The organism is Sphingomonas citri (assembly GCF_019429485.1).
In the GTDB taxonomy this organism is placed as follows: domain Bacteria; phylum Pseudomonadota; class Alphaproteobacteria; order Sphingomonadales; family Sphingomonadaceae; genus Sphingomonas; species Sphingomonas citri.
Genome location: NZ_JAHXZN010000001.1, coordinates 389,516 through 410,832, shown reverse-complemented (window position 1 = coordinate 410,832; position 21,317 = coordinate 389,516). Strand labels below are relative to the sequence as shown.

Below are 21,317 nucleotides of genomic sequence, written 5' to 3'. Positions count from 1 at the left end.
TTCAGGATGACGCAAGGCGGAGAGGCGAGGGAGCCACTCCGCCGGTCCTCACCCCGGCTCACCTCATTGCTGCACCATCTCCTCCGGCACCGCGAAGGCGCTCGCGCCGCTGCGGTGGTCGCTCGCCGCGGCGATGGCGGTCACGCCGCCGAACAGGAAGCTGATCCCCAGCACATAGCCCGGCAGCGTCAGCGCCGACCATGGCACCGTCATCAGGATGAACAGCGCCAGCAGCAGGTTGATGGCGCCCAGCACGATCATCATCACGCGCCGGCGCCGCATCCGCGTCCCCGCCACGATCTCCAGCACGCCGCGCACGCCAAGCCATACCGCCACCATCAAGGTCAGCGATACCGCGCCCGTCATTGGCTCGAACACCATGATCGCGCCGACCACGACCGACAGGACACCGAACAGCAGCGCGTAGATCCGGCTCTCGCTGCCATGGCCGAACACGCCCGCCGCGATCGAGAACACGCCCGAGATGAAGAACAAGGTGCCGATCACCACGGTGGCGGCGTAGGTCGCCACATAGGGCCAGATGATCGCCGCCAAACCGACCAGCACCGACACCACGCCATAGGCCATGATCCAGCCCCAGCCCGCGCCCATCGCGCGCGGCGCGCCTCTAACATCGCTCATGTCCGTCCTCCTGCTGCGCCGGCGAACGGGCCGGCGCGGGCCGGGTTCCGGCGGTCGCGCGGGTGCTGGCCGAATCGGGTCGGGAGGCTTAGCTAGGGGCGATGCCACATTCGGGCTTCGTGCCGCTCCGCATCTTCTCCAGCTACACCATGCTCGACGGCGCGATCGAGCCCAAGGCGATCGCCAAGCGCGCCGCCAAGCTCGGCTTCCCCGCCGCGGCGCTGACCGATCGCAATGGGCTCTACGCGGCCATGGCCTTCTCGGACGCCGCCATGGGTGCGGGCGTCCAGCCGGTGATCGGCACGATGCTGGGGGTCGCGCGGCCCGACATGCCAGAGGGCGCCGCCACGGTGGTCGACTGGATCGCGCTCTACGCGCAGGACGAAACGGGGTACGACAATCTCTGCGCCCTGGTGAGCCACGCGCATCTCGACCGCCCGCTCGAGCTGGCGCCGCATGTCGGCGTCGAGCTGCTCGAGCGCCACGCCGCCGGGCTGATCGCGCTCACCGCGGGCGGCGAGGGCGGGGTGGCGCGGCTGTTCGCCGAGGACCAGCCCGCGCGCGCGATCGCCTATGCCGAGCGGCTCCACGCCACCTTCGGTGATCGCCTCTACGTCGAGCTAAGCCGCCGCGGCGACGCGATCGAGGAGCGCGCCGAGGCGCCGCTGCTCGACCTCGCCTACGAGCGCGGCTGGCCGATCGTCGCGACCAACCCGAGCTGCTTCGAGGAGGCCGATTTCGGCGCCGCGCACGACGCCATGCTGTGCATCGCCAGCTCCAGCTATCTGGAGAGCGACGATCGCCCGAAGAGTTGCGGTCACGCCTGGATGAAGCCCGCCGAGACGATGCGGGAGCTGTTCGCCGATCTGCCCGAGGCGATCGCCAACACGCTGGTGGTGGCGCAGCGCTGCGCGGTCGCCGCGCCCAAGCGCAAGCCGATCCTTCCCAGCCTCGCGGGCGACCGCGAGGGCGAGGCGACGATGCTGCGCGAGCGCGCGCGTGAGGGGCTGGCGGCGCGGATCGAGCGGATCGTCGCGCTGGGTCAGGCGCCGGAGGAGCCAACGTGGCAGGAGACCTACCGCCAGCGGCTCGAGTTCGAGCTCGACGTCATCATCCAGATGGGCTTCCCCGGCTATTTCCTGATCGTCGCCGACTTCATCCAATGGGCTAAGGCGCACGACATCCCCGTGGGGCCGGGGCGCGGCTCGGGCGCGGGCTCGGCAGTGGCCTGGGCACTGACGATCACCGACCTCGACCCGATCAAGCTGGGGCTTCTGTTCGAGCGCTTCCTCAACCCCGAGCGCGTGTCGATGCCCGACTTCGACATCGACTTCTGCGAGACTCGGCGCGGCGAGGTGATCCGCTACGTCCAGGAGAAATACGGCCGCGACCAGGTCGCGCAGATCATCACCTTCGGTAAGCTCAAGGCGCGCGCGGTGCTCAAGGACACCGGGCGCGTGCTGCAGATGAGCTACGGCCAGGTCGACCGGCTCGCCAAGCTCGTCCCCAATCACCCGACCGACCCGTGGACGCTCGACCGCGCGCTCAACGGCGTGTCCGAGCTGGCGCGCGAATATTCCAATGACAATGAGGTGCGGCGCCTTCTCGACCTCGCGATGAAGCTGGAGGGGCTGCCGCGTCACTCCTCGACCCATGCCGCCGGCGTGGTGATCGGCGACCGGCCGCTGGCGCAGCTCGTCCCGCTCTATCGCGACCCGCGCTCGGACATGCCGGTGACCCAGTTCGACATGAAATATGTCGAGGGCGCCGGCTTGGTGAAGTTCGACTTTCTCGGTCTCAAGACGCTGTCGGTCCTGAAGAAGGCGGTGCAGCTGCTGGCCAAGCGCGGCATCGCGGTCGATCTGGACGCTCTGCTGTGGGACGACGAGGGCGTCTATAAATTGCTCCAGCGCGGCGACACGGTCGGCGTGTTCCAGCTCGAGTCCGAAGGCATGCGGCGCACGCTCTCGGCGGTGCGGCCGACGAATTTCGGCGACATCGTCGCGCTCGTCTCGCTCTACCGCCCCGGCCCGATGGACAACATTCCGTCTTTCGGCCGGCGCAAGCAGGGTACCGAGGAGATTACCTACCCGCACCCGCTGCTCGAGCCGATTCTGAAGGAGACCTACGGGATCTTCGTCTACCAGGAGCAGGTGATGCAGGCGGCGCAGATCCTCGCCGGCTACTCGCTCGGCGGCGCCGACCTCCTGCGCCGCGCGATGGGCAAGAAGATCAAGGCGGAGATGGACGCGCAGCGCGCCACCTTCGTCGCCGGCTGCGCCGAGCACAACGGGATCAAGAAGGACTACGCCAACCAGCTGTTCGACTTGATCGACAAGTTCGCGGGCTATGGCTTCAACAAGAGCCACGCCGCGGCGTACGCGCTGCTCGCCTATCAGACCGCCTGGCTCAAGGCGCATCACCCGGCCGAGTTCTTCGCCGCCTCGATGTGCTACGACCTGCACCTCACCGACAAGCTGGCGATCTTCGTCGACGACATGCGCCGGCTCGGCGTCGGGCTGCTGCCGCCCTGCATCAACGCCAGCGCGGCCGAGTTCGACGTCGAGGTCGACGCCGAGGGCGTGCCGTCGGTGCGCTACGCGCTGGCCGCGCTCAAGTCGGTCGGCGAGGGCGCGATGGAGCGGTTGTGCGAGGAGCGCGCCGGCGCGGGCGTCTTCCGCAGCCTCGACGATCTCGCCACGCGCGTCGACCCGCGGCTGCTCAACAAGCGCCAGCTCGAGACGCTCGCGGCCGGCGGCGCGTTCGACTCGATCGCGCCCCATCGTGCCGGGGTGCATGCTGTCGCCGAGACGATGCTCGCGATCGCGGCGCGGACGCACGAGGGACGGGCGAGCGGACAGGGCGGGCTGTTCGGCGACGACGCGGGCGCGGGCGACACGATCAAGCTGCCCGACGCGCGCTGGTCGCTCGCCGAGCGGATGGAGCAGGAGAAAGAGGCGTTCGGCTTCTATTTCTCGGCGCACCCGGTCGATCGCTACCGCCATCTCGCCAAGACGCACGGCGCGCGCAGCTATGTCGCCCTCGGCGAGCTGCCGATTGCCGAGGGCGCGCGCGTGATGGCGACGATGGCGGTGCTGGTCGAGGACGCGCGCTGGCGCACCTCGGCGCGCGGCAAGCGCTACATGATGGCGACGCTGTCCGACTCGACGGGGCAGTTCGTCGCGACCTGTTTCGACGACGGGCCCGCCGCCGATCTGGAGGAAGCGGCGCGCAACGGCGGCTGCGGACTGGCGACGGTGGAGCTTGACCGTCGCCCCGGTGAGGAGACACCCCGCGTTACCGTCAAGGCGATCCGACCCTTCGAAGGACTGGCATCGTCGACGCGGTTCGCGCTCGAGGTCCTTGTCAGTGACGCTGCGGCGGTGGCGGGGCTGGTGGCGCTGATCGGTGACTTGCGCGGCGCGCGGGGCAAGGTGACGCTCAAGGTGCCGCTCGACGGCGACGAGCAGGCGACCGTGATCCTCGGCCGCGACTTCGCGCTCGACGCCGAGCTTGCGGAGCGGATCGAGCATCTGCCCGGCGTCACCAAGGTCGACTTCGACATAGAGGAAACCCGGCTCAAGTCAGTCGGCTGATCCCGGCAACGTAAAGCGCGAGCACCGCGCGTACCTGCGGCGCGGGCGTGTCAATGCGCGAGTCGAGCACGAGCGTGGCAAGGCCATGGACGATCGCTCAACAGCCCAAGGTCTGGCATCCGGCGGTATCGGCGCGACCTGGACAGCCTGGAGGCGTTCACCCCCTCCGAGCCGCATGGCGGTTGCTGGCGCGAGTTCTTGGCGGATCGCCACGGCAACGGCTTCTGGCAAGAGGCTTACTCGGCGCGTGGCGGGATGGAGTCGATCTACGTCGACATGCCCGAGCCATTGGGGCTCGGCGCCTTCGCCCCACCGAGGGCGGCGCCGGGGCCGCTGTTATCGAGCCGCGGGCGGTTGGGGCGGTAGGAGCCGCTGGACGATCATCCGCTGACCCTTTCCGTCATCGCTGACTGGGTCCGGGATGACGAGGGTTCAAGGGCGACCAGCTCGCGCTCCAACAAAGGCGTCGCGGCGCGCTCGAGGAGAACAGCTTCAGAACAGCTCGCCCTGCGCTCCCGCCGGCGCACGGAAGAGGTCGCAACGCAGGTCGAGACGACGCCGCTCGTCGCTGAAGCCGGCGCGCGCCCGCGCGATGCGGAAGCGGGTGCGGAGCAGCTCGGCCCAAGGACCTTGGCCGCGCATCCGCTCGCCGAACCGGGGATCATTGTCCTTGCCGCCGCGCAGGCTCTGGATGATCGCCATCACCTTGGCGGCACGCTCGGGATAATGTTCGTCGAGCCAGGCGCGGAACAGCGGCGCCACTTCCCAGGGCAGCCGCACCGGTATGTACGAGACGCCCAGCGCGCCAGCCGCGGCGCTGGCGGCGACCACCGCCTCCACTTCCTCGTCGGTGATCGCTGGGATGACTGGCGCCATGTTGACATAGGTCGGCACCCCCGCGTCGCTGAGCCGCCGCACCGCGGCGAGCCGGCGCGCGGCGGCGGGCGCGCGCGGCTCGACCGTCATCGCCACGCGCGGATCGAGCGAGGTGACCGAGATCGCCACTGCGACGAGGCCTTTCGCCGCCATCGGTGCGAGCAGGTCCATGTCGCGCACTACCCGGTCCGACTTGGTGGTGATCACCAAGGGGTGGTCGCAGGCGGCGAGCACCTCGATGACCTCGCGCGTGACTCGCCACTCGCGCTCGATCGGCTGATAGGGATCAGTGTTGGTGCCCATCGCGATCGGCGCGCAGCGATAGTCGCGTCGGCCGAGTTCGGCGCGAAGCAGCGACGCGGCGTCGGGCTTGGCGAAGAGCTTGGTCTCGAAGTCGAGCCCGGGCGAGAGGTCGTGAAAGGCGTGGCTCGGTCGCGCGAAGCAATAGATGCAGCCGTGCTCGCAGCCGCGATACGGGTTGATCGAGCGGTCGAACGGCACGTCGGGCGACTGGTTACGCGTGATGATCGTGCGTGCGCGCTCGACCGTGACGGTGGTGCGCGCCGAGTCAGGGCTGCCGTCGATCGTCGCGCGTGCGTCGAGCCAATCGCCGTCCTCCTCCGCCTGCGGCAGGTTGAAGCGCGTGCTCGCTGCGTTCAGCGTGGCGCCGCGGGCAGGTCTGGACGGTCGGTCGGCCATTGCATCAGCCTAGCCGAGCTCCTAGAACATAGCAAGAACATGGGAGATGGCGAGATGGCGCGGCTCAATTACCTGGAACTGCCGGTCGCGGACACGGCGCGGGCGAAAGCCTTCTACGGTTCGGCGTTCGACTGGGCGTTCGCGGACTACGGCCCGACCTATGCGGCGACGACGAGCGGCGATACCGATATCGGCTTCCAGGCCGATCTGGTGGAGAAGACGGCCGCCGCGCTGCCGGTCATCGCGGTCGACGACCTTGAGGCGGCCCTGGCTGCCGTGACGAGCGCGGGTGGCCGCGTGACACGGCCGATCTTCGCGTTCCCGGGTGGCCGGCGGTTTCACTTCACCGATCCCGACGGTCACGAGCTCGCGGCGGTGACCGCGGGCTGACGGCGCGCGGCGAACGGTTGATCCACTCGGTTGCAGTGTGCTCCGGCGCACGCCGGAGCACACCGCTGGCTCACACCACATGGCTCATCGCTCGGGCGGTGAGCGCGACGCTGGATACCTCGGAATTCTTCGTGCTTCGGATCACGTTTCAGCGAACGGGTGCCACACTCCGGCCGCCGCTCAGCGCTCGGTCAGTCGCGGCATCAGTTCGACGAAGTTGCAGGGGCGGTGGCGAATGTCGAGCTGGCTGGCGAGGATGCCGTCCCACGCGTCCTTGACCGCGCCGGTCGAGCCGGGCAGCGCGAAGACATAGGTGCCGCGCGCGACGCAGGCGCAGGCGCGGCTCTGCACCGTCGAGGTGCCGATCGTCTGATAGCTCAACCAGCGGAACAGCTCGCCGAAGCCGGGGATCATCTTGTCGGCGACCCGCTCGATCGCCTCGGGGGTGACGTCACGCCCGGTCACGCCGGTTCCTCCCGTGGTGATGACGCAGTCCACGCCCGCGTCGTCGATCCAGCGGTCGAGTTGCGTCACGATCGAGTCGACGTCGTCGCGCAGGATCGCGCGTTCGGCGAGCACATGCCCCGCCTCGCTCAGCCGCGCCACCAGCGCGTCGCCCGAGCGATCCTCCGTCAGGCCGCGCGTGTCGGAGACGGTGAGCACCGCGATGCGCACCGGCACGAAGGTGCGCGTGAGGTCGAGGCTCATCGCTCGGCGTGGGTCGTCGACTGCGCCGCGACCGTGCCGTTGATCGCGATCGCGGTGACGGGCGACTGCGACGTCATCCGCACCGCGCTGTCGCCGGGCAGGCCGGGGAAGCGCGGCCACATGCCCTGCGCCAGCGCGACGCGGCTGGGACTCTTCGCCTTGCCGCCGAGCGATTCGTACATCCAATAGTTGCGCAGCACCGTCACGACATAGCCGCGCGTCTCCCAGTAAGGGATGCTCTCGATGTAGAGCAGCGGATCGCCGCCGTCGCGGACGATCGCGTTCCACTCGCCGACCGGCTTCGGCCCGGCATTATAGGCCGCGATCACCTTGGGCAGCAGCCCGCCGGTGAGCCCCATGTCGCGCAGCTTCTCGATGTGGCGCTGGCCGATGTCGATGTTGGTCGAGGGGCGCGCCAGCGCGTCCTGGTCGATCGCGACGCCGCGCTCGCGCATATAGTCGGTCGCCGCGGCGGGCATGATCTGCATCAGCCCGAACGCGCCGGCGGGGCTGCGCACCTTGTTGCGGAAACCCGATTCCTGGAGCGTGTGCGCGTAGACCAACGCCTTGTCGATGCGCCAGCCGGTGTCGGGCGTCCAATTGGGCATCGGGTAACGCGTGTCGGCGGTGGCGACCGCGCCCTGCGGCATGTTGTGCGCGAGCCACACGGTGGTGGCGGGCAGGTCGAGTGTCTCGCTGATATGGACGAGGCTGGCGAACTCGGACGGATCGCCGATCCGTGCCTGCTGGCGCACCACCGCGTCGGCGCGCTCGCCCTCGCCGAGCTCGGCGAGCGCGGCGGCGACACGGACATTGGGACGGCGCTCCAGCCGCGCCCATTCCTCGCTCACCAGCTCGGGGCGGACCCGCTCGACCGGCAGCCCGAGCGCCTGGCGCGCGAGCAGCCCGTAGAAGGTCTCCTTATACTGCGCAGCGGTCTTGAGCCGCGCCTCGACCCGGTCGGGTCGGCCGCATGCCATGTCCGAGCGGGCCGCCCAGTAGAGCGCGGTGGCGCGCAGGTCGGTGTCGGTCGCGCGCGCGGCGACGGCCTCGAAATCCACCTGCGTCGCGGCGCAATCGTGCTGGCGCCACGCCGACAGCGCTTCGGTCCAGCGGCCGTGCAGCGCCCAGTCGCCGCTGCCCGCCGCGGCCTTGGCCGCCAGCGCGCGCGCCTGCGGGTCGAGCCCCTGAAGGAAATAGATCCAGGCGACGCGCGCCTGCCACTCGGTCTCCGCTTCGGGCGAGAGACCGTCGGTCGATTCGAGCAGCGCCTGCGCCTCGGCGCCCATGTCAGCCTTGACATAGGGCTGCATGCGCTGCGCGAGGTCGGCGGCGACCTGGTCGCTGCGCGTGGCGCGGGCGCGGACGCGCGCGGGCGCGCCATCCTGCCAGATCAGCCGCTGCGCGCTTGGCAGCAGGGGCAGGTCGGTGAAGCCGCGCGCACTCGCCAGCCGCATCAGCGCCTCGGCCTGGGGCAGCTCGGGCGCCTCGGCGATCAGCCGTGTCAGCGCCTCGTCGCTGACGCGCGGCGAGCCCTTGGCGAGTATCAGTTCGGCTCGGGCGTAAGCGTGGAGCGGGCCGCTCGCCATCGTGTCGAGTGTGATCTGCGCGTCGCTCCAGCGCGCGTCGCGGATCGCGGCGAACACCTGGCGATAGCCCGAGCGCTGCTCGGGGGTGAGCTGCGCCGGGATGCCCGCGGTCCGAGCGGTCGCGACCGTTACCGGCGGGGCGACCGGGGCAGGGGCGGGCGCCGCCGAGGCCATGACGGGGAGAGCGGCGGCGACGAGAGCGGCGGTGGCGGCCAGCGCGGCGCGGCGGGGGCTCATGACGCGATCTCCCCGGTGAGCATCAGCAGGTCCTTCCAAGTCTCGGCTTTGGCCGCGGGGCGATCCAGCAGGAAGCGCGGGTGATGGGTCGCCACGACGTGCGTGATCTTGCCCTGCTTATGGTTAATCAGGTGCGTACGTCCCCGCGCGTCCGCGACGCTCATCGCCAGTAGCGCACGGCTCGCCGCATCTCCCATCGCGAGCAGCCGTATCGGCGCCGCCAGAGCGACGTGGTGGCGCGCGATCTCGCCGAGCCGGTCGGCGATGTCGCGCGGCACGCGGCCGGTGGTGGGGCGGCGCGTGCAGACCGAGGCGAGCGCGGTGTCGGCGCGCGAGCGGCCGATCGCGGCGAGCATCCGATCGAACAGACGCCCGGTCTCGCCCTCCAGCAGCGTCTCGCGGTCGTCGCGCTCGGGACAGTCGACGAACACCATCAGCTCGGCGTCGGCCGGCCCGCTCGCCGCGATCGCGACGCCGCCCCAGCGCGCCTCGGGCGCGTCCTCTCCCAGCCGCCACGTCGCGAACGCCTCGCGCGTGTCGGGCAGCGCGGCGGGCGCGGGCGCCGGCGCGGCCGTCGGCGCGGCGAGCGGAGCGAAGGCGGCCGGTGCGGCGGTCTCGACCGCGGCGAGCCAGTCGAACGGCGCGTCCGCGACGAGCATGTCGACCCCCGCCTCGCGCCACCAGTCGAGCGCGCTCGCCGCGATCTTGGCCCAGTCGTGATTCTGGTCAGCCCCCATGGACGCATCATAGGATCGCGGTTGACGTGAGCGTCAACTTTCTGGCACCGCCGGCCCGATCAGCCGTTGCGACGATACGACGAGTGCCCGCGGTGAGGCGGCGCCGGGCGCTCCCGAGGAGAAGATGACGTGAGCGAACGCGAGTCCATGCCCTATGACGTGGTGATCGTCGGCGCCGGGCCGGCGGGCCTGTCGGCGGCGATCCGGCTCAAGCAGGTCGCCGCGGAGAAGGGCGCCGAGATCTCGGTCTGCGTGCTCGAGAAGGGCTCCGAGGTCGGCGCGCACATCCTCTCCGGCGCCGTCATCGATCCTCAGTCGCTCGACGAGCTGCTGCCGGACTGGCGCGAGCAGGGCTGCCCGCTGGCCGAGGTGCCCGTCACCGAGAACCTCCACTGGGTGCTGACGAAGAAGGGCAGGTTCACGCTGCCTCATCTCTGGACCCCGCCGTTCCTCCACAACAAGGGCACCTATACCGGCTCGCTCGGCAACCTGTGCCGCTGGCTCGCGGGCAAGGCCGAGGAGCTGGGCGTCGAGATCTTCCCCGGCTTCGCCGCGGCCGAGATCCTGTTCCACGACGACGGCAGCGTGAAGGGCGTCGCAACCGGCGACATGGGCGTCGCGCGCGACGGCACGCACAAGCCCGACTATCAGCCCGGGCTTGAGTTGCACGCAAAATACACCTTCTTCTCAGAGGGTTGCCGCGGACACCTGTCGAAAGAGCTGATGCGCCTGTACGACCTGCGGCGCGACTGCGACCCGCAGGTCTATGGCCTCGGCGTCAAGGAACTGTGGGACATCGATCCCGCGCTGCACACGCCCGGCAAGGTGATCCATACGCAGGGCTGGCCGCTCAGCGAGAGCGGCTCGAACGGCGGCGGCTGGATCTACCACCAGGCCAACGGGCAGGTGAGCATCGGGTTCGTCACCTGGCTCAACTATAGCAATCCCTATGTCTCGCCCTTCCAGGAGATGCAGCGCTGGAAGACCCATCCGGCGGTGTCGGCGCTGCTCCAGGGCGGCAAGCGCGTGAGCTACGGCGCGCGGGCGATCAACGACGGCGGGCTGCAGTCCATCCCCAAGCTGGTCTTCCCCGGTGGCGCGCTGATCGGCGACAGCGCGGGCTTCCTCAACGTGCCGCGGATCAAGGGCACGCACACCGCCATGAAGAGCGCGATGCTCGCCGCCGAGGCCGCGGTCGAAGCGATCGTCTCGCAGCGCGCGGGCGACGAGCTGGTCGCTTACCCCGAGGCGTTCGAGCGCAGCTGGGTCAAGAAGGAGCTGTCGATCGTCCGCAACGTCGTGCCGCTGGTGAAGCGCTTCGGCGACCTGCTCGGCTCGGGGCTGGCTGGCGTGACGATGTGGCTCGAGTATCTCGGGCTGCGCATGCCGTTCACGCTGCACCACCATCCCGACCACGAGACCTTGTGGCGCAAGGACCTCGTCAGGAAGATCGACTATCCCAAGGCCGACGGCGTGCTGACCTTCGACCGGCTGTCCTCGGTGTTCCTGTCGAACACCAACCACGAGGAGGACCAGCCGGTTCATCTCACGCTCAAGGACCCGTCCATCCCGGTCGCCTACGACCTGCCGCTCTACGACGAGCCGGCGCAGCGCTATTGCCCCGCCGGCGTGTACGAGATCGTCGGCGAGGAGGTGGGCGAGCCGAAGTTCGTGATCAACGCGCAGAATTGCGTCCACTGCAAGACCTGCGACATCAAGGACCCGACGCAGAATATCAACTGGGTCGTCCCCGAGGGCGGCGGTGGGCCCAACTACCCGAACATGTGAGGAGGTTTGGGGGTAGCGCGGAGGCGGATGACGTTCCTCGCTACCATCATACCGGACTTGGTCCGGGATCCAGCCTTCCGCGAGAGCAACTCTTTGCGAACGTGCGGCTCGGTGGGTCCCGGACCAAGTCCGGGAGACAGAGTAGGAGAGGACGCCTTCGTCGTCACGCCCTCGCTGTCCCCATCATGCGCAATAAACCTGGGCGTCGGGGTTGACGCGACCGCGCCCGAGCCGCGACAGCGGGCCATGCGGTTCAGCCCTCCCGGTCTCGCCTCCGCCGCGCTGCTGGTGCTGCTCGCGCCGGGCGCCGCCGCGGCTGCGACCGGCGATCTGGGCGCCTACATGAAGGCGCGGGCCGCGGCGGCAGACGGCGAGGTCGCCGCCGCAACCAGCGACTATGCGCGCGCGCTCGCCGCCGCCCCCGACAACGCCGTGATCGCGGTGCGCGCCTATCGCGAGGCGGTTCGCGCGGGCGACCTCGCTCTCGCCGATCGCGCGGCGGCGTCGCTCGCCGATCAGGGCGTCGCGCCCGCCGATGCCGCCTTGCTCGCGCTCGCGCGCGCCGCGCGCACCGGCGACCGGGTTGCCGCCGGCGCCGCCATCGCGCGCCTGCGCGACGACCAGCTCCGCATCCTCGCCGCGCCGCTCGCCGCCTGGGCCGCGCTCGACGCCGGCGGCGACGCGCTCGCGCCGCTCGCGCGCGCGCCGTCGGACGCCGTCTCGCGCCGCTTCGTCGAGGAGACACGCGCGCTGCTGCTGATCGCCACCGGCAAGGTGGTGGACGGCGAGGCCGCGCTGCGCCCGCTGCTCGGCAACGACCTCGCCAGCCAGGACCACCGCGTCGCCGCCGCGCGACTGCTGCTCGGTCGCGGCGAGCGGCAGGCGGCGGCCCAGTTGCTCGCCGCCGGCGGTGAGTCCGCGATCACCACGCTGCGCGCGGCCGCGGCCGACCCGGCACTGGCCCAGCGCTACGCCGCCAAGCCGTCGCTGGCGTTCGGCGCCTCCTATCTGTTCACGCGCGTCGCCTCGGACCTGGCGGTCGGCGCACCCGGCCCGCTCACCTATACGCTGCTCCAGGCCGCGCTGCGGGCCGATCCGGGCAACGATCGGGCGCGCGTGCTGCTCGCCGGCGTGCTCGCACGCGACGACGCGGTCGACCGCGCGCTGGCGGTGCTCGACGCGGTGCCGCCGACCAGCCTCTACGCCCCGATCGCGGCGACCGGGCGGGTCCAGCTGCTCGTCGACGACGATCGCGACAACGAGGCGCTCGCCGCGGCGCGTGTGCTGGGCGCCGCCCCCGACGCCGCGACCGACGACGTGCAGCGGCTGGCCGATCTGAACGTCCGGCTCGGCCGGCCCGCCGAGGCGGTGCCGCTGTACCGGCGGCTGATCGATCGCGCCGGCGCTGCCGCCGACTGGGCCGACTGGCTGCAATATGGCGCCGCGCTCGACGAGGCGAAGCGCTGGGACCAGGCGCGCCCGGCGCTGGAGCAGGCGGTCAAGCTGGGGCCGAGCGAGCCGCTCGCGCTCAACTATCTCGGCTACGCGCTGGTGCAGCGGCGCGAGCGACTGGGAGACGCGCAGAAGCTGCTCGAGCGGGCCGCCGCGCTCAAGCCCGACGACGCGGCGATCGCGGATTCGCTCGGCTGGGCGCTGCTGGTGCGCGGCCAGCGCGCGCGCGCCTTGCCGCTGCTCGAACGCGCCGCGCTCGGCGATCCCGCCAACGCCGAGATCGGCGAGCATCTTGGCGACGCATATTGGGCCGCGGGCCGGCGCTATGAGGCGCGCTACGCCTGGACCGCGGCGCGTCAGGTCGCAGAGGCCGCGGACGCCGCACGGCTCGACGCGAAGATCACGCGCGGCATCGGGGCGCTGCGGTGAGCGCGCCGACGGTGGACGCTACGGTGCTGGTCGAGCCGGCGCCGGCCAAGCTCAACCTCGCACTCCATGTCCGCGCGCGCCGCGCAGACGGCTACCACGCGCTGGAGACGCTGTTCGCCTTCGCGCGCGACGGGGACGTGGTGACGCTGGCACCGGCCGAACGCGACAGCTTCACCGTCACCGGCCCCTTCGCGGCGGTGATCGGCGACGATGCCGACAATCTTATCGTCCGCGCGGTCACCGCCTTCCGGGCGGTTTTCGGCGTGGACGGGCGCTACGCGATCATGCTCGACAAGAGGCTGCCGGTCGCCTCGGGGATCGGCGGCGGCTCGGCCGATGCCGCGGCGACGCTGCGCGCGCTCGCGCGGCATCATGGTGTCGCCGGTGACGACGCCCGGTTGGACGCGGTCGCGCGCGCGCTCGGCGCCGACGTGCCCGCCTGCCTGCTCGGCCGCGCCGCGCTGGGCACCGGGCGCGGCGACGATCTGGTGCCGATCGCGGGTCTGGGCGATTGCCCGGCGCTGCTCGTCAACCCCCTCGAGAAGGTCTCTACCGCGGCGGTGTTCGCGCGGTGGGACGGTGTGGACCGCGGCGCGATCGGCGACGGCGGCACGCTGGCGCTGGCGCTGGCGGGGCGCAACGACCTCCAGCCCGCCGCCGAGGCGATCGCCCCCGCCGTGCGCGATCTGCTCGAAGCACTGCGGCAACAGGGGGGCGTTATCCTGGCGCGCATGTCCGGCTCCGGCGCCACCTGTTTCGCGCTGTTCGACGACGGCGCGGCGCGCGACACCGCCGCGGCCGCGATCGCCGCGCGGCACCCGGCCTGGTGGCAGCTCGCGACCTCGGTGGCATGATCGCGCTCAAGATCCTCGACCATGTCGCGGTCATCTCGCTCGAGCGGCCCGACGCGCGCAACGCGCTGCCGACCGGCGCGTGGCAGGCGCTCGCGGCCAGCATCCGGACGATCCCGAGCAGCGTGCGCGCGCTGCTGCTGCGCTCCATGGTGCCGGGCGTGTTCTGCGCGGGCGCCGACCTCGCCGACCTCGCGCGACTGGTCGACGATGTCGAGGCGCGAACCGCGTTCCGCGTCGCGCTGGAGGATGCCGTGGGTGAACTGGCCGGGCTGTCGATACCGACGGTGGCGGCGGTAGAGGGTGCCTGCTTCGGTGCGGGCGTCGCGCTGGCGCTCGGTTGCGACCTCATCGTCGCCTCGCCCGCCGCACGCTTCGGGCTCCCGCCGGCACGGCTCGGGATCGGCTATCCGGTCGGCGACGTCGCGCGGTTGGCGCAGCGCGTCGGGCGCGCGCAGGCGGCGCGGCTGCTGTTCACCGCCACATCGATCGACTCGGCCGAGGCGCTCCGGATCGGGCTGGTCGACATGATCGGCGACGCCGCCAAGGTGATCGACGACATCGTGCGCAACGACGAGACCGCGCTGTGGCTGCTCAAGCGGACGCTCGACGACCCGCTCGACGAGTCGCTCGACGCCGCCTTCGAGGGTTGCTTCGCCAGCGCGCGCTTCGCCGCCGGGGTCGCGCACTATCGCGACAAGGCTTGATATCGCGGCATAGTTCCCTACTTGTTCTCGCGGAACAAAGAGAATACAAGAACGCCGTGCGTTGAACGCGACGCGCGGTTGCTCTAGCGAAAGGGTCCACGGCAATGGCCGCCAAACTTCAGGTGATCGATACCGGCATGGCTACCGCGAACGCAGACCGTCAGAAGGCGCTCGACGCCGCGCTGGCACAGATCGACCGCGCCTTCGGCAAGGGCTCGGCGATGAAGCTCGGGCAGAAGGAGACGATGCAGGTCGAGGCGATCTCGACCGGCTCGCTCGGGCTCGACATCGCGCTGGGCGTCGGCGGACTGCCGCGCGGCCGCGTGATCGAGGTGTATGGGCCGGAGAGCTCGGGCAAGACGACGCTGGCGCTCCACGTGATCGCCGAGGCGCAGAAGAACGGTGGCACCGCCGCCTTCGTCGACGCCGAGCACGCGCTCGACCCGGTCTATGCCAAGAAGCTGGGCGTCAACATCGACGAGCTGATCGTGTCGCAGCCCGATACCGGCGAGCAGGCGCTCGAGATCACGGACACGCTGGTGCGCTCCAACGCGATCGACGTGCTGGTGGTCGACTCGGTCGCCGCGCTGGTGCCGCGCGCCGAGATCGAGGGCGAGATGGGCGACAGCCACGTCGGCCTGCAGGCGCGGCTGATGTCGCAGTCGCTGCGCAAGCTCACCGGCTCGATCAGCCGCTCGCGCTGCATGGTGATCTTCATCAACCAGCTGCGCATGAAGATCGGCGTGATGTACGGCAACCCGGAGACGACGACGGGCGGCAACGCGCTGAAATTCTACGCCTCGGTCCGGCTCGACATCCGCCGCACCGGTGCGATCAAGGACCGCGACGAGGTGATCGGCAACGCCACCCGCGTGAAGGTGGTCAAGAACAAGGTCGCGCCACCGTTCAAGCAGGTCGAGTTCGACATCATGTATGGCGAGGGCATCTCTAAGATCGGCGAGATCCTCGACATCGGGGTGAAGGCCGGGCTGGTCGAGAAGTCGGGCGCTTGGTTCTCCTATGACTCGGTGCGGATCGGGCAGGGGCGCGAGAACGCCAAGACCTTCCTGCGCGAGAACCCCGAGATGATGCAGCGGCTGGAAAAGGCGATCCGCGCGCGGACCGAGCAGGTCGCCGACGGCATGATGGCCGGACCGAGCGAGGACGACGACGTCTGAGCCGCTCGCCTTCCAAGCGGGGCGGCGGCGACCGCGCGGGCGGCGGGTCGGGCGATCTGGTCGCGGCCGGCACGTGGTGATCGGGCGTCCGTCTCCGCGGCCGCCCATCGATCGCGGTGCGCAGGGGACTGACCGATGACGTCGGGCGGGGACTGGAGCGCGCGCGTCGGGGCGACCTGGGCGGCGGAGTGGCGGCGCACCGAGCGCGCCTTCGGCGACGTGGCCAGGCTCCTGGACGACGCAATCGTCGCGGTCGCGCCGGAGAACGGGATTGCGGCGGACGTTGGCTGCGGCGTCGGGAGCACCGCGCTGGCACTCGCGGCAGCGCGTCCGGGGCTGCATGTGACAGGGATCGACCTCGCCGCGCCGCTCACTGCGATCGCGCGGGAACGTGCCGCTGTCGTCGCTCCTCACACCGTCCGCGGTGCCGGGGGTGATCGCGGGGTCGATTTCCTCGTCGGTGACGCCGCGGCTCTCTTGCCGACACTCGCCCCGTTGGACCTCATCGTCTCGCGCCACGGCGTGATGTTCTTCGACGATCCCGTCACCTCCTTCGCGGCGATGGCGCGCGCGGCACGACCGGGCGCGTCGCTCGTCTTCTCGTGCTTCCGGGCGCGCGAGGAGAACGACTGGGCCACCGCGCTCGACGCCGCGGTCGGCGTCTTACCCCGATCTACCGGGGCCTACGCGCCCGGGCCGTTCGGACTGGCCGATCATGCGCTGACGCAGAACGTCCTCGCCGCCGCGGGCTGGATCGGCGCGACCGCCACCCGCCACGACGTCCGCTACGTGGTCGGCGCCGGAGACGATCCGATCGCCGACGCGCTGGCCTTCTTCCGCCGCATCGGCCCGGCTGCCTCGGCACTCGCCGCCGCGGCGCCGGACGAGCGGGCGGCGATCGAGCGTCGGATCGTGGCCGCTCTCGCCGCGCGGATACGCGAGGGCACGGTCGCGTTCACCGCAGCGATCTGGATCTGGGTCGCGCGCGCAGGGAAGCCGTCATGACGATCGTCGTCCATCATCTCGAGAACTCGCGCTCGCAGCGGGTGCTGTGGCTGTTGGAAGAACTCGGGCTCGCCTATGAGGTGGAGCGCTACGCACGCGATCCCAAGACGATGCTCGCGCCGCCCGAGCTGCGCCGCGTCCATCCGCTCGGCAAGTCACCGGTGATCGAGGACCGCGACGGTGCCGCGGCGGGCGAGCGCGGTCGCGTGGTGGCGGAGACCGGCGCGATCGTCGAGTATCTCGTCGATCGGGCCGACGGAAGGCTCGGCGCCCCGACGAGACGCGACGACGCGCTGCGTTACCGCTTCTGGCTCCATTATGCCGAGGGATCGATGATGCCGCCGCTGCTGCTCAAGCTGGTGCTCTCGCGGCTGCCGCTGATCGGCAAGCGCGCGGTCGCGCGGGTGCAGCCGATGATCGACCGCCACCTCGATTTCGTCGAGGCGGAACTGGCGCAGCGGCCGTGGTTCGCCGGCGAGGCCTTCACCGCTGCGGACATCATGATGAGCTTCCCGCTCGAGGCGGCGCGCCATCGTGCCGGGCTGGGTGAGTCGCGGCCGGCGACCGTGGCGTGGCTCGCGACGATCCACGCCCGGCCGGCGTATCAGCGCGCACTCGAACGCGGCGGACCCTATGCTTATGCGCGGTGAGCGGACGGGCGGCGCGGGTCGGGTAGTCTGCACCCTGACCGCGCCGGCGCGCAGCATAGCTCAGAAGCGCGAGCGCAGCGTCACCCCATAGGTGCGCGGCTCGGCGAGGAAGGCGCCGAACAGCGCGTTGCCCGTGGCGAAGGACGGCGCGCCGAAGGCCTGCACCTGCGAGCGGCTGCCCGCGCCCTGGAACGGCAGGTTGAACGCGACCTGCTGATAATCCGCGTCGAGCAGGTTCTGCGCCCAGAACTCCACGGCCCAGCGCTGCTCGGGGCCGCGCACGCCGAGGCGCATGTTCATCACGAAGAACCCGTCCTGCGCCTTCTCCACGAACAGATCCGAGCCGGTATTATAGTCGCTGGTCAGACGGCCATCGACGTAGAATAGGCCGGTCAACCCGCCGCCGCCCAGCGCCGGGCTCCACGTAACGGCGCTGGTGACGGTGTGCTTGGGGGCGTTCGACATCTGGCTGCCGGGCAGCAGGAACAGCGCCGCGTTGAGCGGCTCGCCCGACTTGCTGCCGACGAGATCGCGCTGGTACTTCGCGTCGGCGAGCGTGTAGCCGAGGTTAACCGTGACATCCGGCGCCGGGTAGAGGCCCAGCTCGAGCTCGACGCCCTGGGTGACCACGCCCTTGCCGACCTTGCCGGTGCAGGCGCCCGTGGCCGAGTTGTTGTCGTGATCGGCGCCGTTCAGCGACTGGTCGCAGCCGCCGATGTTCTGCACGATATAGTTGGTGCCGTTGAAGGTGTTGAGCTGGAAGTTGGCGAACTCCGAGCGGTACAGCGCGACGTTGGCGGTGATCTGGTGCGCGCTGTACTTGAGCCCGAGCTCATAGGCGTTCACCGTCTCGGGATCGAAGCGCAGGTTGCTCGCGCTCGCCGCGGTCGGCGTCGCGAACACCGTCGCGCTCAGGTCGGAGCGGTCGAGATTGTACCCGCCCGCCTTGTAGCCTCTCGCGTAGGAGGCATAGACGAGCGTGCTGTCGACCGGCTTCCACGACACCACGCCGGTGCCGGTGAGCTGGCCCTCCTTGAAGCGGTCATTGAGCCCGACGCCGGTCAGCGCCGAGGTCGAGTTGCCGGTGCAGCTCAGCGTGATGATCCCCGCGGCCAGCGACTGGAGCGTCGCGTTGGTGCTGCGCAGCAGCGGTGCGAGCGCGGCCTGCTGCGCCGGGCAGACCGTGTTGTTGTTGTTGAACGCGGCGGCGAGCCTCTTGCTCTCGTGCGTGTAGCGCAGCCCTAGCGTGACGTTGAGCCGGTCGGTCAGCTTGTAGATGTTATGCGTAAAGAACGCCCAGTTCTCGCTGGTCTGGTCGTAGACGTCGCGCAGGCTGCCGAGGTCGTTGAGGCGGCTCAGCCGATCGATCCCGCCGACGATCTGCGGGCCCACCGCACCGGTCAGTGCGCCGCGCCCGGCCGTGCTGAGGCAACCCGGGTTGGCGGGGTTGCGCAGCGCCGCCAGCGGATTGATCGTCGCGACGATGCGGCACGCGGCGAAGGCGCCGTACTGCGTGCCGAAGCGGAGATTGTCGACGACCTCGAGGTCCTCGTGCGCGTAATAGCCGCCGACCAGCCAGTCGAGCTTGTTGCCGAGGATCGAGCCCGAGAAGCGGCTCTCGTGCGTGAAGGTCTTGAAGCGACGGTAGTTGTTGCCGTCATCGGGGCGGTAGCCGATGTCGACATTGCCATAGTCGATGTCGGCCGCGCCGGCGGACTTATACTCGCGGTAGGCGGTCAGCGAGGTCAGCTGGGTCGCGCCGATGTTCCAGCGCACGCGCGCCGAGATGCCGCCGTCGGTGGTGAGGTTCGAATAGGCCCGGCCCGGCGTGAAGGCGATCTTGCGGTTGTACGGATCACCCTCGCTCGGCAGCACGCCGCCGAGGCTGCGCAGGATCGCGGTGATGCGGTTGCCATTCGCGTTGAAGGCGAAGTCACCGGGGACGCCGGGGGTCGGATCGGTCGTCTCGGCGGTGCCGGTATAGACCGCCCCACAGCATTTCTCGTCGCGGTGGGTGTAGTCGCCGATCAGGCGGATCGCGAGGTCGGGCGTGACGGTGAAGAGCAGCTGGCCGCGCACGAAATATCGGTCGCGGTTGTTGTAATCGGTGTCGTTGACGACATCGCGGAGGAAGCCGTCGCGCTTCGAGTAGACACCGTCGACACGGAAGGCGAGCAGGTCCTTGATCACCGGCCCGGTCAGCGCGCCCGACAGGCGCACCGCGTCGTAGTTGCCATAGGTCGCCTCGGCGAAGCCGCCGAACTTGAACTCGGGCAGCTTGGTGTAGATGCTGATCGCACCCGCCGAGGAGTTGCGCCCTGAGAGCGTGCCCTGAGGCCCGCGCAGCACCTCTATCCGCTCGATCTCGCCGAGGTCGTTGAGCCCGGCGCCGGTGCGGCTGCGATAGATGCCGTCGATGAAGACCGCGACCGAGCTCTCGAGGCCGGGGTTGTCGCCGACGGTGCCGATGCCGCGGATACGCGCCGCGGCGTTCGCCTCCGAGCCGGTCGACGAGACCAGCAGCGACGGCGCGATCTGGGTCATCTGGCGGATGTCTGTCGCGCCCGAGTTCTGCAGTGCGGCCTGGCCGAACGCCGACACCGCGATCGGCACATTCGACAGTCGCTCGGAGCGGCGCGTCGCGGTGACGACGATGTCGGCGGTGTTGGGCGAGTCGCCCGACTTGGCGTCGCTCGGCTTGGCGTCGGCGGCGGACCCGCGCAGGTTCTGCGCCGCGGCGGGGGCGGCGAAACCGGCGAGCACCGCCGCCGAGAGCAGGAACGCGGACTTCGACATAGATAGACACCCCCCCATGCGGCGCATGCGCCGTAGCGGCGAGCGATTAGGCCGAAGTGGGATAATTAATGGTAAACATCGCGCCCGCTGCGGCTCCGAGCTCCGCCAGACGATCGCCGATGCGGGCAAGCGCGACGCTTCCCTCGGCGCGCGCACGGCTGTCCGGCGCGAAGCAGAGCGCGACAGTACGGCGCTGGTCGAAGCCGGCGAGCGGCACCAGCGCGAGCGCCGGATCGGCGTAGCAGGCGGGGAGCAGCGTCGTCGCGAGGCCGGCGCGGACATAGGCGAGCGCGCGCGAGTCGCTGTGGGTGCGCGCCGCCATGAACGGGCGGATCCCGCGCGCGGTGAAGAAGCGGCTGGTCTCGGCCAGCATCTCGCAGTGGCGTCGCACCACCATCGGCTCGGCGGCGAGTTCTTCCGCCTCGACGCTGACCCGTGCCGCGAAGGGATGGTCGCGCGCGAACGCCATCGCATAGGGCTCGTCGAACAGGGCGCGGTGCGGCAGCGCGGCGTCGAGCGGCGCGACGATCGCGTCGACCCGTCCGCGGTCGAGCGCGGCGCGCAGCTCGCCGGCGCGCCCCTCGACCAGCTCGAGCCGCTCGCCGGCGACCGCAGCGGTGCGCAGGGCTTCCTCGATCCAGGCGTCGGGCAAGGTGGCGCACAGGCCGAGCCGGATCAGCTTGGCGGCGGGCGAGTCGCTCACCGCCTGCTCGGCGGCGAGGAAGCCCGCCTCGATCCGGCGCGCGTGCTCGGCCAGCCGCGCGCCGGCCGCGGTGAGCGCGACGCGACGGCTACTGCGCTCGAACAGCGGCTGGCCGAGCAACGTCTCCAGCTTGGCGATCCCGACCGAGAGCGTCGGCTGCGTCACCCGGCAGTGCGACGCGGCGCGCGAGAAGGTACCCTGATCGACCACCGCGAGGAAGTAGCGCAACAGGTAGCGGTCGATCATAGACGCCATCTATGGAAAGTGTTCGTGCGCTTCAACTT

17 protein-coding genes are annotated in these 21,317 nt (G+C 70.5%); 10 read left to right on the top strand and 7 right to left on the bottom strand.

The annotated features are described in order from the left end of the window. Nucleotides 1-63: 63 nt before the first annotated feature. Complete coding sequence (locus KZ820_RS02085) at nt 64-642, bottom strand: HdeD family acid-resistance protein (RefSeq protein WP_219747048.1); 579 nt, start codon at nt 640-642, stop codon at nt 64-66. A 101-nt stretch (nt 643-743) separates the two neighbouring features. Between KZ820_RS02085 and dnaE the strand changes: the two genes are divergently transcribed. Then, nucleotides 744-4,238 (top strand): DNA polymerase III subunit alpha, encoded by a 3,495-nt coding sequence (gene dnaE, locus KZ820_RS02080; RefSeq protein WP_219747047.1) that lies wholly within the window; start codon nt 744-746, stop codon nt 4,236-4,238. Between the two features lie 117 nt (nt 4,239-4,355). Then, the gene (locus KZ820_RS22285) at nt 4,356-4,604 is read left to right on the top strand and encodes a monooxygenase family protein (protein WP_219748050.1); all 249 of its coding nucleotides are present in this window, start codon (nt 4,356-4,358) and stop codon (nt 4,602-4,604) included. A 126-nt stretch (nt 4,605-4,730) separates the two neighbouring features. Here the strand turns inward: KZ820_RS22285 and KZ820_RS02070 are convergent, their stop codons facing one another. Further along, nucleotides 4,731-5,813, bottom strand: coding sequence for a PA0069 family radical SAM protein (locus KZ820_RS02070; RefSeq protein ID WP_219747046.1), 1,083 nt, complete (start codon nt 5,811-5,813; stop codon nt 4,731-4,733). Nucleotides 5,814-5,867: 54 nt separating this feature from the next. Between KZ820_RS02070 and KZ820_RS02065 the strand changes: the two genes are divergently transcribed. Continuing rightward, nucleotides 5,868-6,203: a VOC family protein gene (locus KZ820_RS02065; protein ID WP_219747045.1), complete on the top strand. Its 336-nt coding sequence runs from the start codon at nt 5,868-5,870 to the stop codon at nt 6,201-6,203. A gap of 180 nt (nt 6,204-6,383) precedes the next feature. Here KZ820_RS02065 and moaB read toward each other — a convergent pair whose 3' ends face one another. The 3 genes from moaB to KZ820_RS02050 are packed head-to-tail and all read right to left on the bottom strand — an operon-like array spanning nt 6,384 to nt 9,474. Next, complete coding sequence (moaB, locus tag KZ820_RS02060) at nt 6,384-6,911, bottom strand: molybdenum cofactor biosynthesis protein B (RefSeq protein WP_219747044.1); 528 nt, start codon at nt 6,909-6,911, stop codon at nt 6,384-6,386. Next, the gene (locus KZ820_RS02055) at nt 6,908-8,737 is read right to left on the bottom strand and encodes a lytic transglycosylase domain-containing protein (protein WP_219747043.1); all 1,830 of its coding nucleotides are present in this window, start codon (nt 8,735-8,737) and stop codon (nt 6,908-6,910) included. The genes moaB and KZ820_RS02055 overlap by 4 nt, the downstream gene beginning before the upstream one ends. After that, the gene (locus tag KZ820_RS02050) at nt 8,734-9,474 is read right to left on the bottom strand and encodes a uracil-DNA glycosylase family protein (RefSeq protein ID WP_219747042.1); all 741 of its coding nucleotides are present in this window, start codon (nt 9,472-9,474) and stop codon (nt 8,734-8,736) included. Before KZ820_RS02050 ends, KZ820_RS02055 begins: the two co-directional genes overlap by 4 nt. 129 nt (nt 9,475-9,603) lie before the next feature. On the opposite strand from KZ820_RS02050, the gene KZ820_RS02045 reads away from it, so the two are divergent. The 7 genes from KZ820_RS02045 to KZ820_RS02015 all read left to right on the top strand — a co-directional run bounded on the left by KZ820_RS02045 (nt 9,604) and on the right by KZ820_RS02015 (nt 17,534). Beyond that, on the top strand, nt 9,604-11,262 hold the full coding sequence (locus KZ820_RS02045) for an electron transfer flavoprotein-ubiquinone oxidoreductase (RefSeq protein WP_219747041.1): 1,659 nt from the start codon (nt 9,604-9,606) through the stop codon (nt 11,260-11,262). A 246-nt stretch (nt 11,263-11,508) separates the two neighbouring features. Next, nucleotides 11,509-13,143: a tetratricopeptide repeat protein gene (locus KZ820_RS02040; protein ID WP_219747040.1), complete on the top strand. Its 1,635-nt coding sequence runs from the start codon at nt 11,509-11,511 to the stop codon at nt 13,141-13,143. A gap of 23 nt (nt 13,144-13,166) precedes the next feature. Continuing rightward, complete coding sequence (locus KZ820_RS02035) at nt 13,167-13,997, top strand: 4-(cytidine 5'-diphospho)-2-C-methyl-D-erythritol kinase (RefSeq protein WP_219748049.1); 831 nt, start codon at nt 13,167-13,169, stop codon at nt 13,995-13,997. Next, nucleotides 13,970-14,701 (top strand): enoyl-CoA hydratase/isomerase family protein, encoded by a 732-nt coding sequence (locus KZ820_RS02030; RefSeq protein ID WP_219747039.1) that lies wholly within the window; start codon nt 13,970-13,972, stop codon nt 14,699-14,701. The genes KZ820_RS02035 and KZ820_RS02030 overlap by 28 nt, the downstream gene beginning before the upstream one ends. A 104-nt stretch (nt 14,702-14,805) precedes the next feature. Then, nucleotides 14,806-15,879 (top strand): recombinase RecA, encoded by a 1,074-nt coding sequence (recA, locus tag KZ820_RS02025; protein WP_132910495.1) that lies wholly within the window; start codon nt 14,806-14,808, stop codon nt 15,877-15,879. 135 nt (nt 15,880-16,014) lie between these two features. After that, nucleotides 16,015-16,884, top strand: coding sequence for a class I SAM-dependent methyltransferase (locus KZ820_RS02020; protein ID WP_219747038.1), 870 nt, complete (start codon nt 16,015-16,017; stop codon nt 16,882-16,884). After that, nucleotides 16,881-17,534 carry a glutathione S-transferase family protein gene (locus KZ820_RS02015; protein WP_219747037.1) on the top strand — a complete coding sequence of 218 codons (654 nt, stop codon included), beginning with the start codon at nt 16,881-16,883 and terminating at the stop codon, nt 17,532-17,534. Before KZ820_RS02020 ends, KZ820_RS02015 begins: the two co-directional genes overlap by 4 nt. 60 nt (nt 17,535-17,594) lie before the next feature. Here the strand turns inward: KZ820_RS02015 and KZ820_RS02010 are convergent, their stop codons facing one another. Further along, a complete protein-coding gene (locus tag KZ820_RS02010) occupies nt 17,595-20,330 on the bottom strand; it encodes a TonB-dependent receptor (protein WP_219747036.1) in 2,736 nt (911 codons plus the stop codon). A 46-nt stretch (nt 20,331-20,376) separates the two neighbouring features. Further along, nucleotides 20,377-21,279, bottom strand: coding sequence for a LysR family transcriptional regulator (locus tag KZ820_RS02005; RefSeq protein ID WP_219747035.1), 903 nt, complete (start codon nt 21,277-21,279; stop codon nt 20,377-20,379). Between the last annotated feature and the right edge of the window lie 38 nt (nt 21,280-21,317).

Bases quoted from the DNA above. Each gene is read 5' to 3' on its own strand.
- KZ820_RS02085 (WP_219747048.1), bottom strand. From the start codon at position 642: ATGAGCGATGTTAGAGGCGCGCCGCGCGCGATGGGCGCGGGCTGGGGC.
- dnaE (WP_219747047.1), top strand. From the start codon at position 744: ATGCCACATTCGGGCTTCGTGCCGCTCCGCATCTTCTCCAGCTACACC.
- KZ820_RS02070 (WP_219747046.1), bottom strand. From the start codon at position 5,813: ATGGCCGACCGACCGTCCAGACCTGCCCGCGGCGCCACGCTGAACGCA.
- KZ820_RS02065 (WP_219747045.1), top strand. From the start codon at position 5,868: ATGGCGCGGCTCAATTACCTGGAACTGCCGGTCGCGGACACGGCGCGG.
- moaB (WP_219747044.1), bottom strand. From the start codon at position 6,911: ATGAGCCTCGACCTCACGCGCACCTTCGTGCCGGTGCGCATCGCGGTG.
- KZ820_RS02055 (WP_219747043.1), bottom strand. From the start codon at position 8,737: ATGAGCCCCCGCCGCGCCGCGCTGGCCGCCACCGCCGCTCTCGTCGCC.
- KZ820_RS02050 (WP_219747042.1), bottom strand. From the start codon at position 9,474: ATGGGGGCTGACCAGAATCACGACTGGGCCAAGATCGCGGCGAGCGCG.
- KZ820_RS02040 (WP_219747040.1), top strand. From the start codon at position 11,509: ATGCGGTTCAGCCCTCCCGGTCTCGCCTCCGCCGCGCTGCTGGTGCTG.
- recA (WP_132910495.1), top strand. From the start codon at position 14,806: ATGGCCGCCAAACTTCAGGTGATCGATACCGGCATGGCTACCGCGAAC.
- KZ820_RS02020 (WP_219747038.1), top strand. From the start codon at position 16,015: ATGACGTCGGGCGGGGACTGGAGCGCGCGCGTCGGGGCGACCTGGGCG.
- KZ820_RS02015 (WP_219747037.1), top strand. From the start codon at position 16,881: ATGACGATCGTCGTCCATCATCTCGAGAACTCGCGCTCGCAGCGGGTG.
- KZ820_RS02010 (WP_219747036.1), bottom strand. From the start codon at position 20,330: ATGTCGAAGTCCGCGTTCCTGCTCTCGGCGGCGGTGCTCGCCGGTTTC.
- KZ820_RS02005 (WP_219747035.1), bottom strand. From the start codon at position 21,279: ATGATCGACCGCTACCTGTTGCGCTACTTCCTCGCGGTGGTCGATCAG.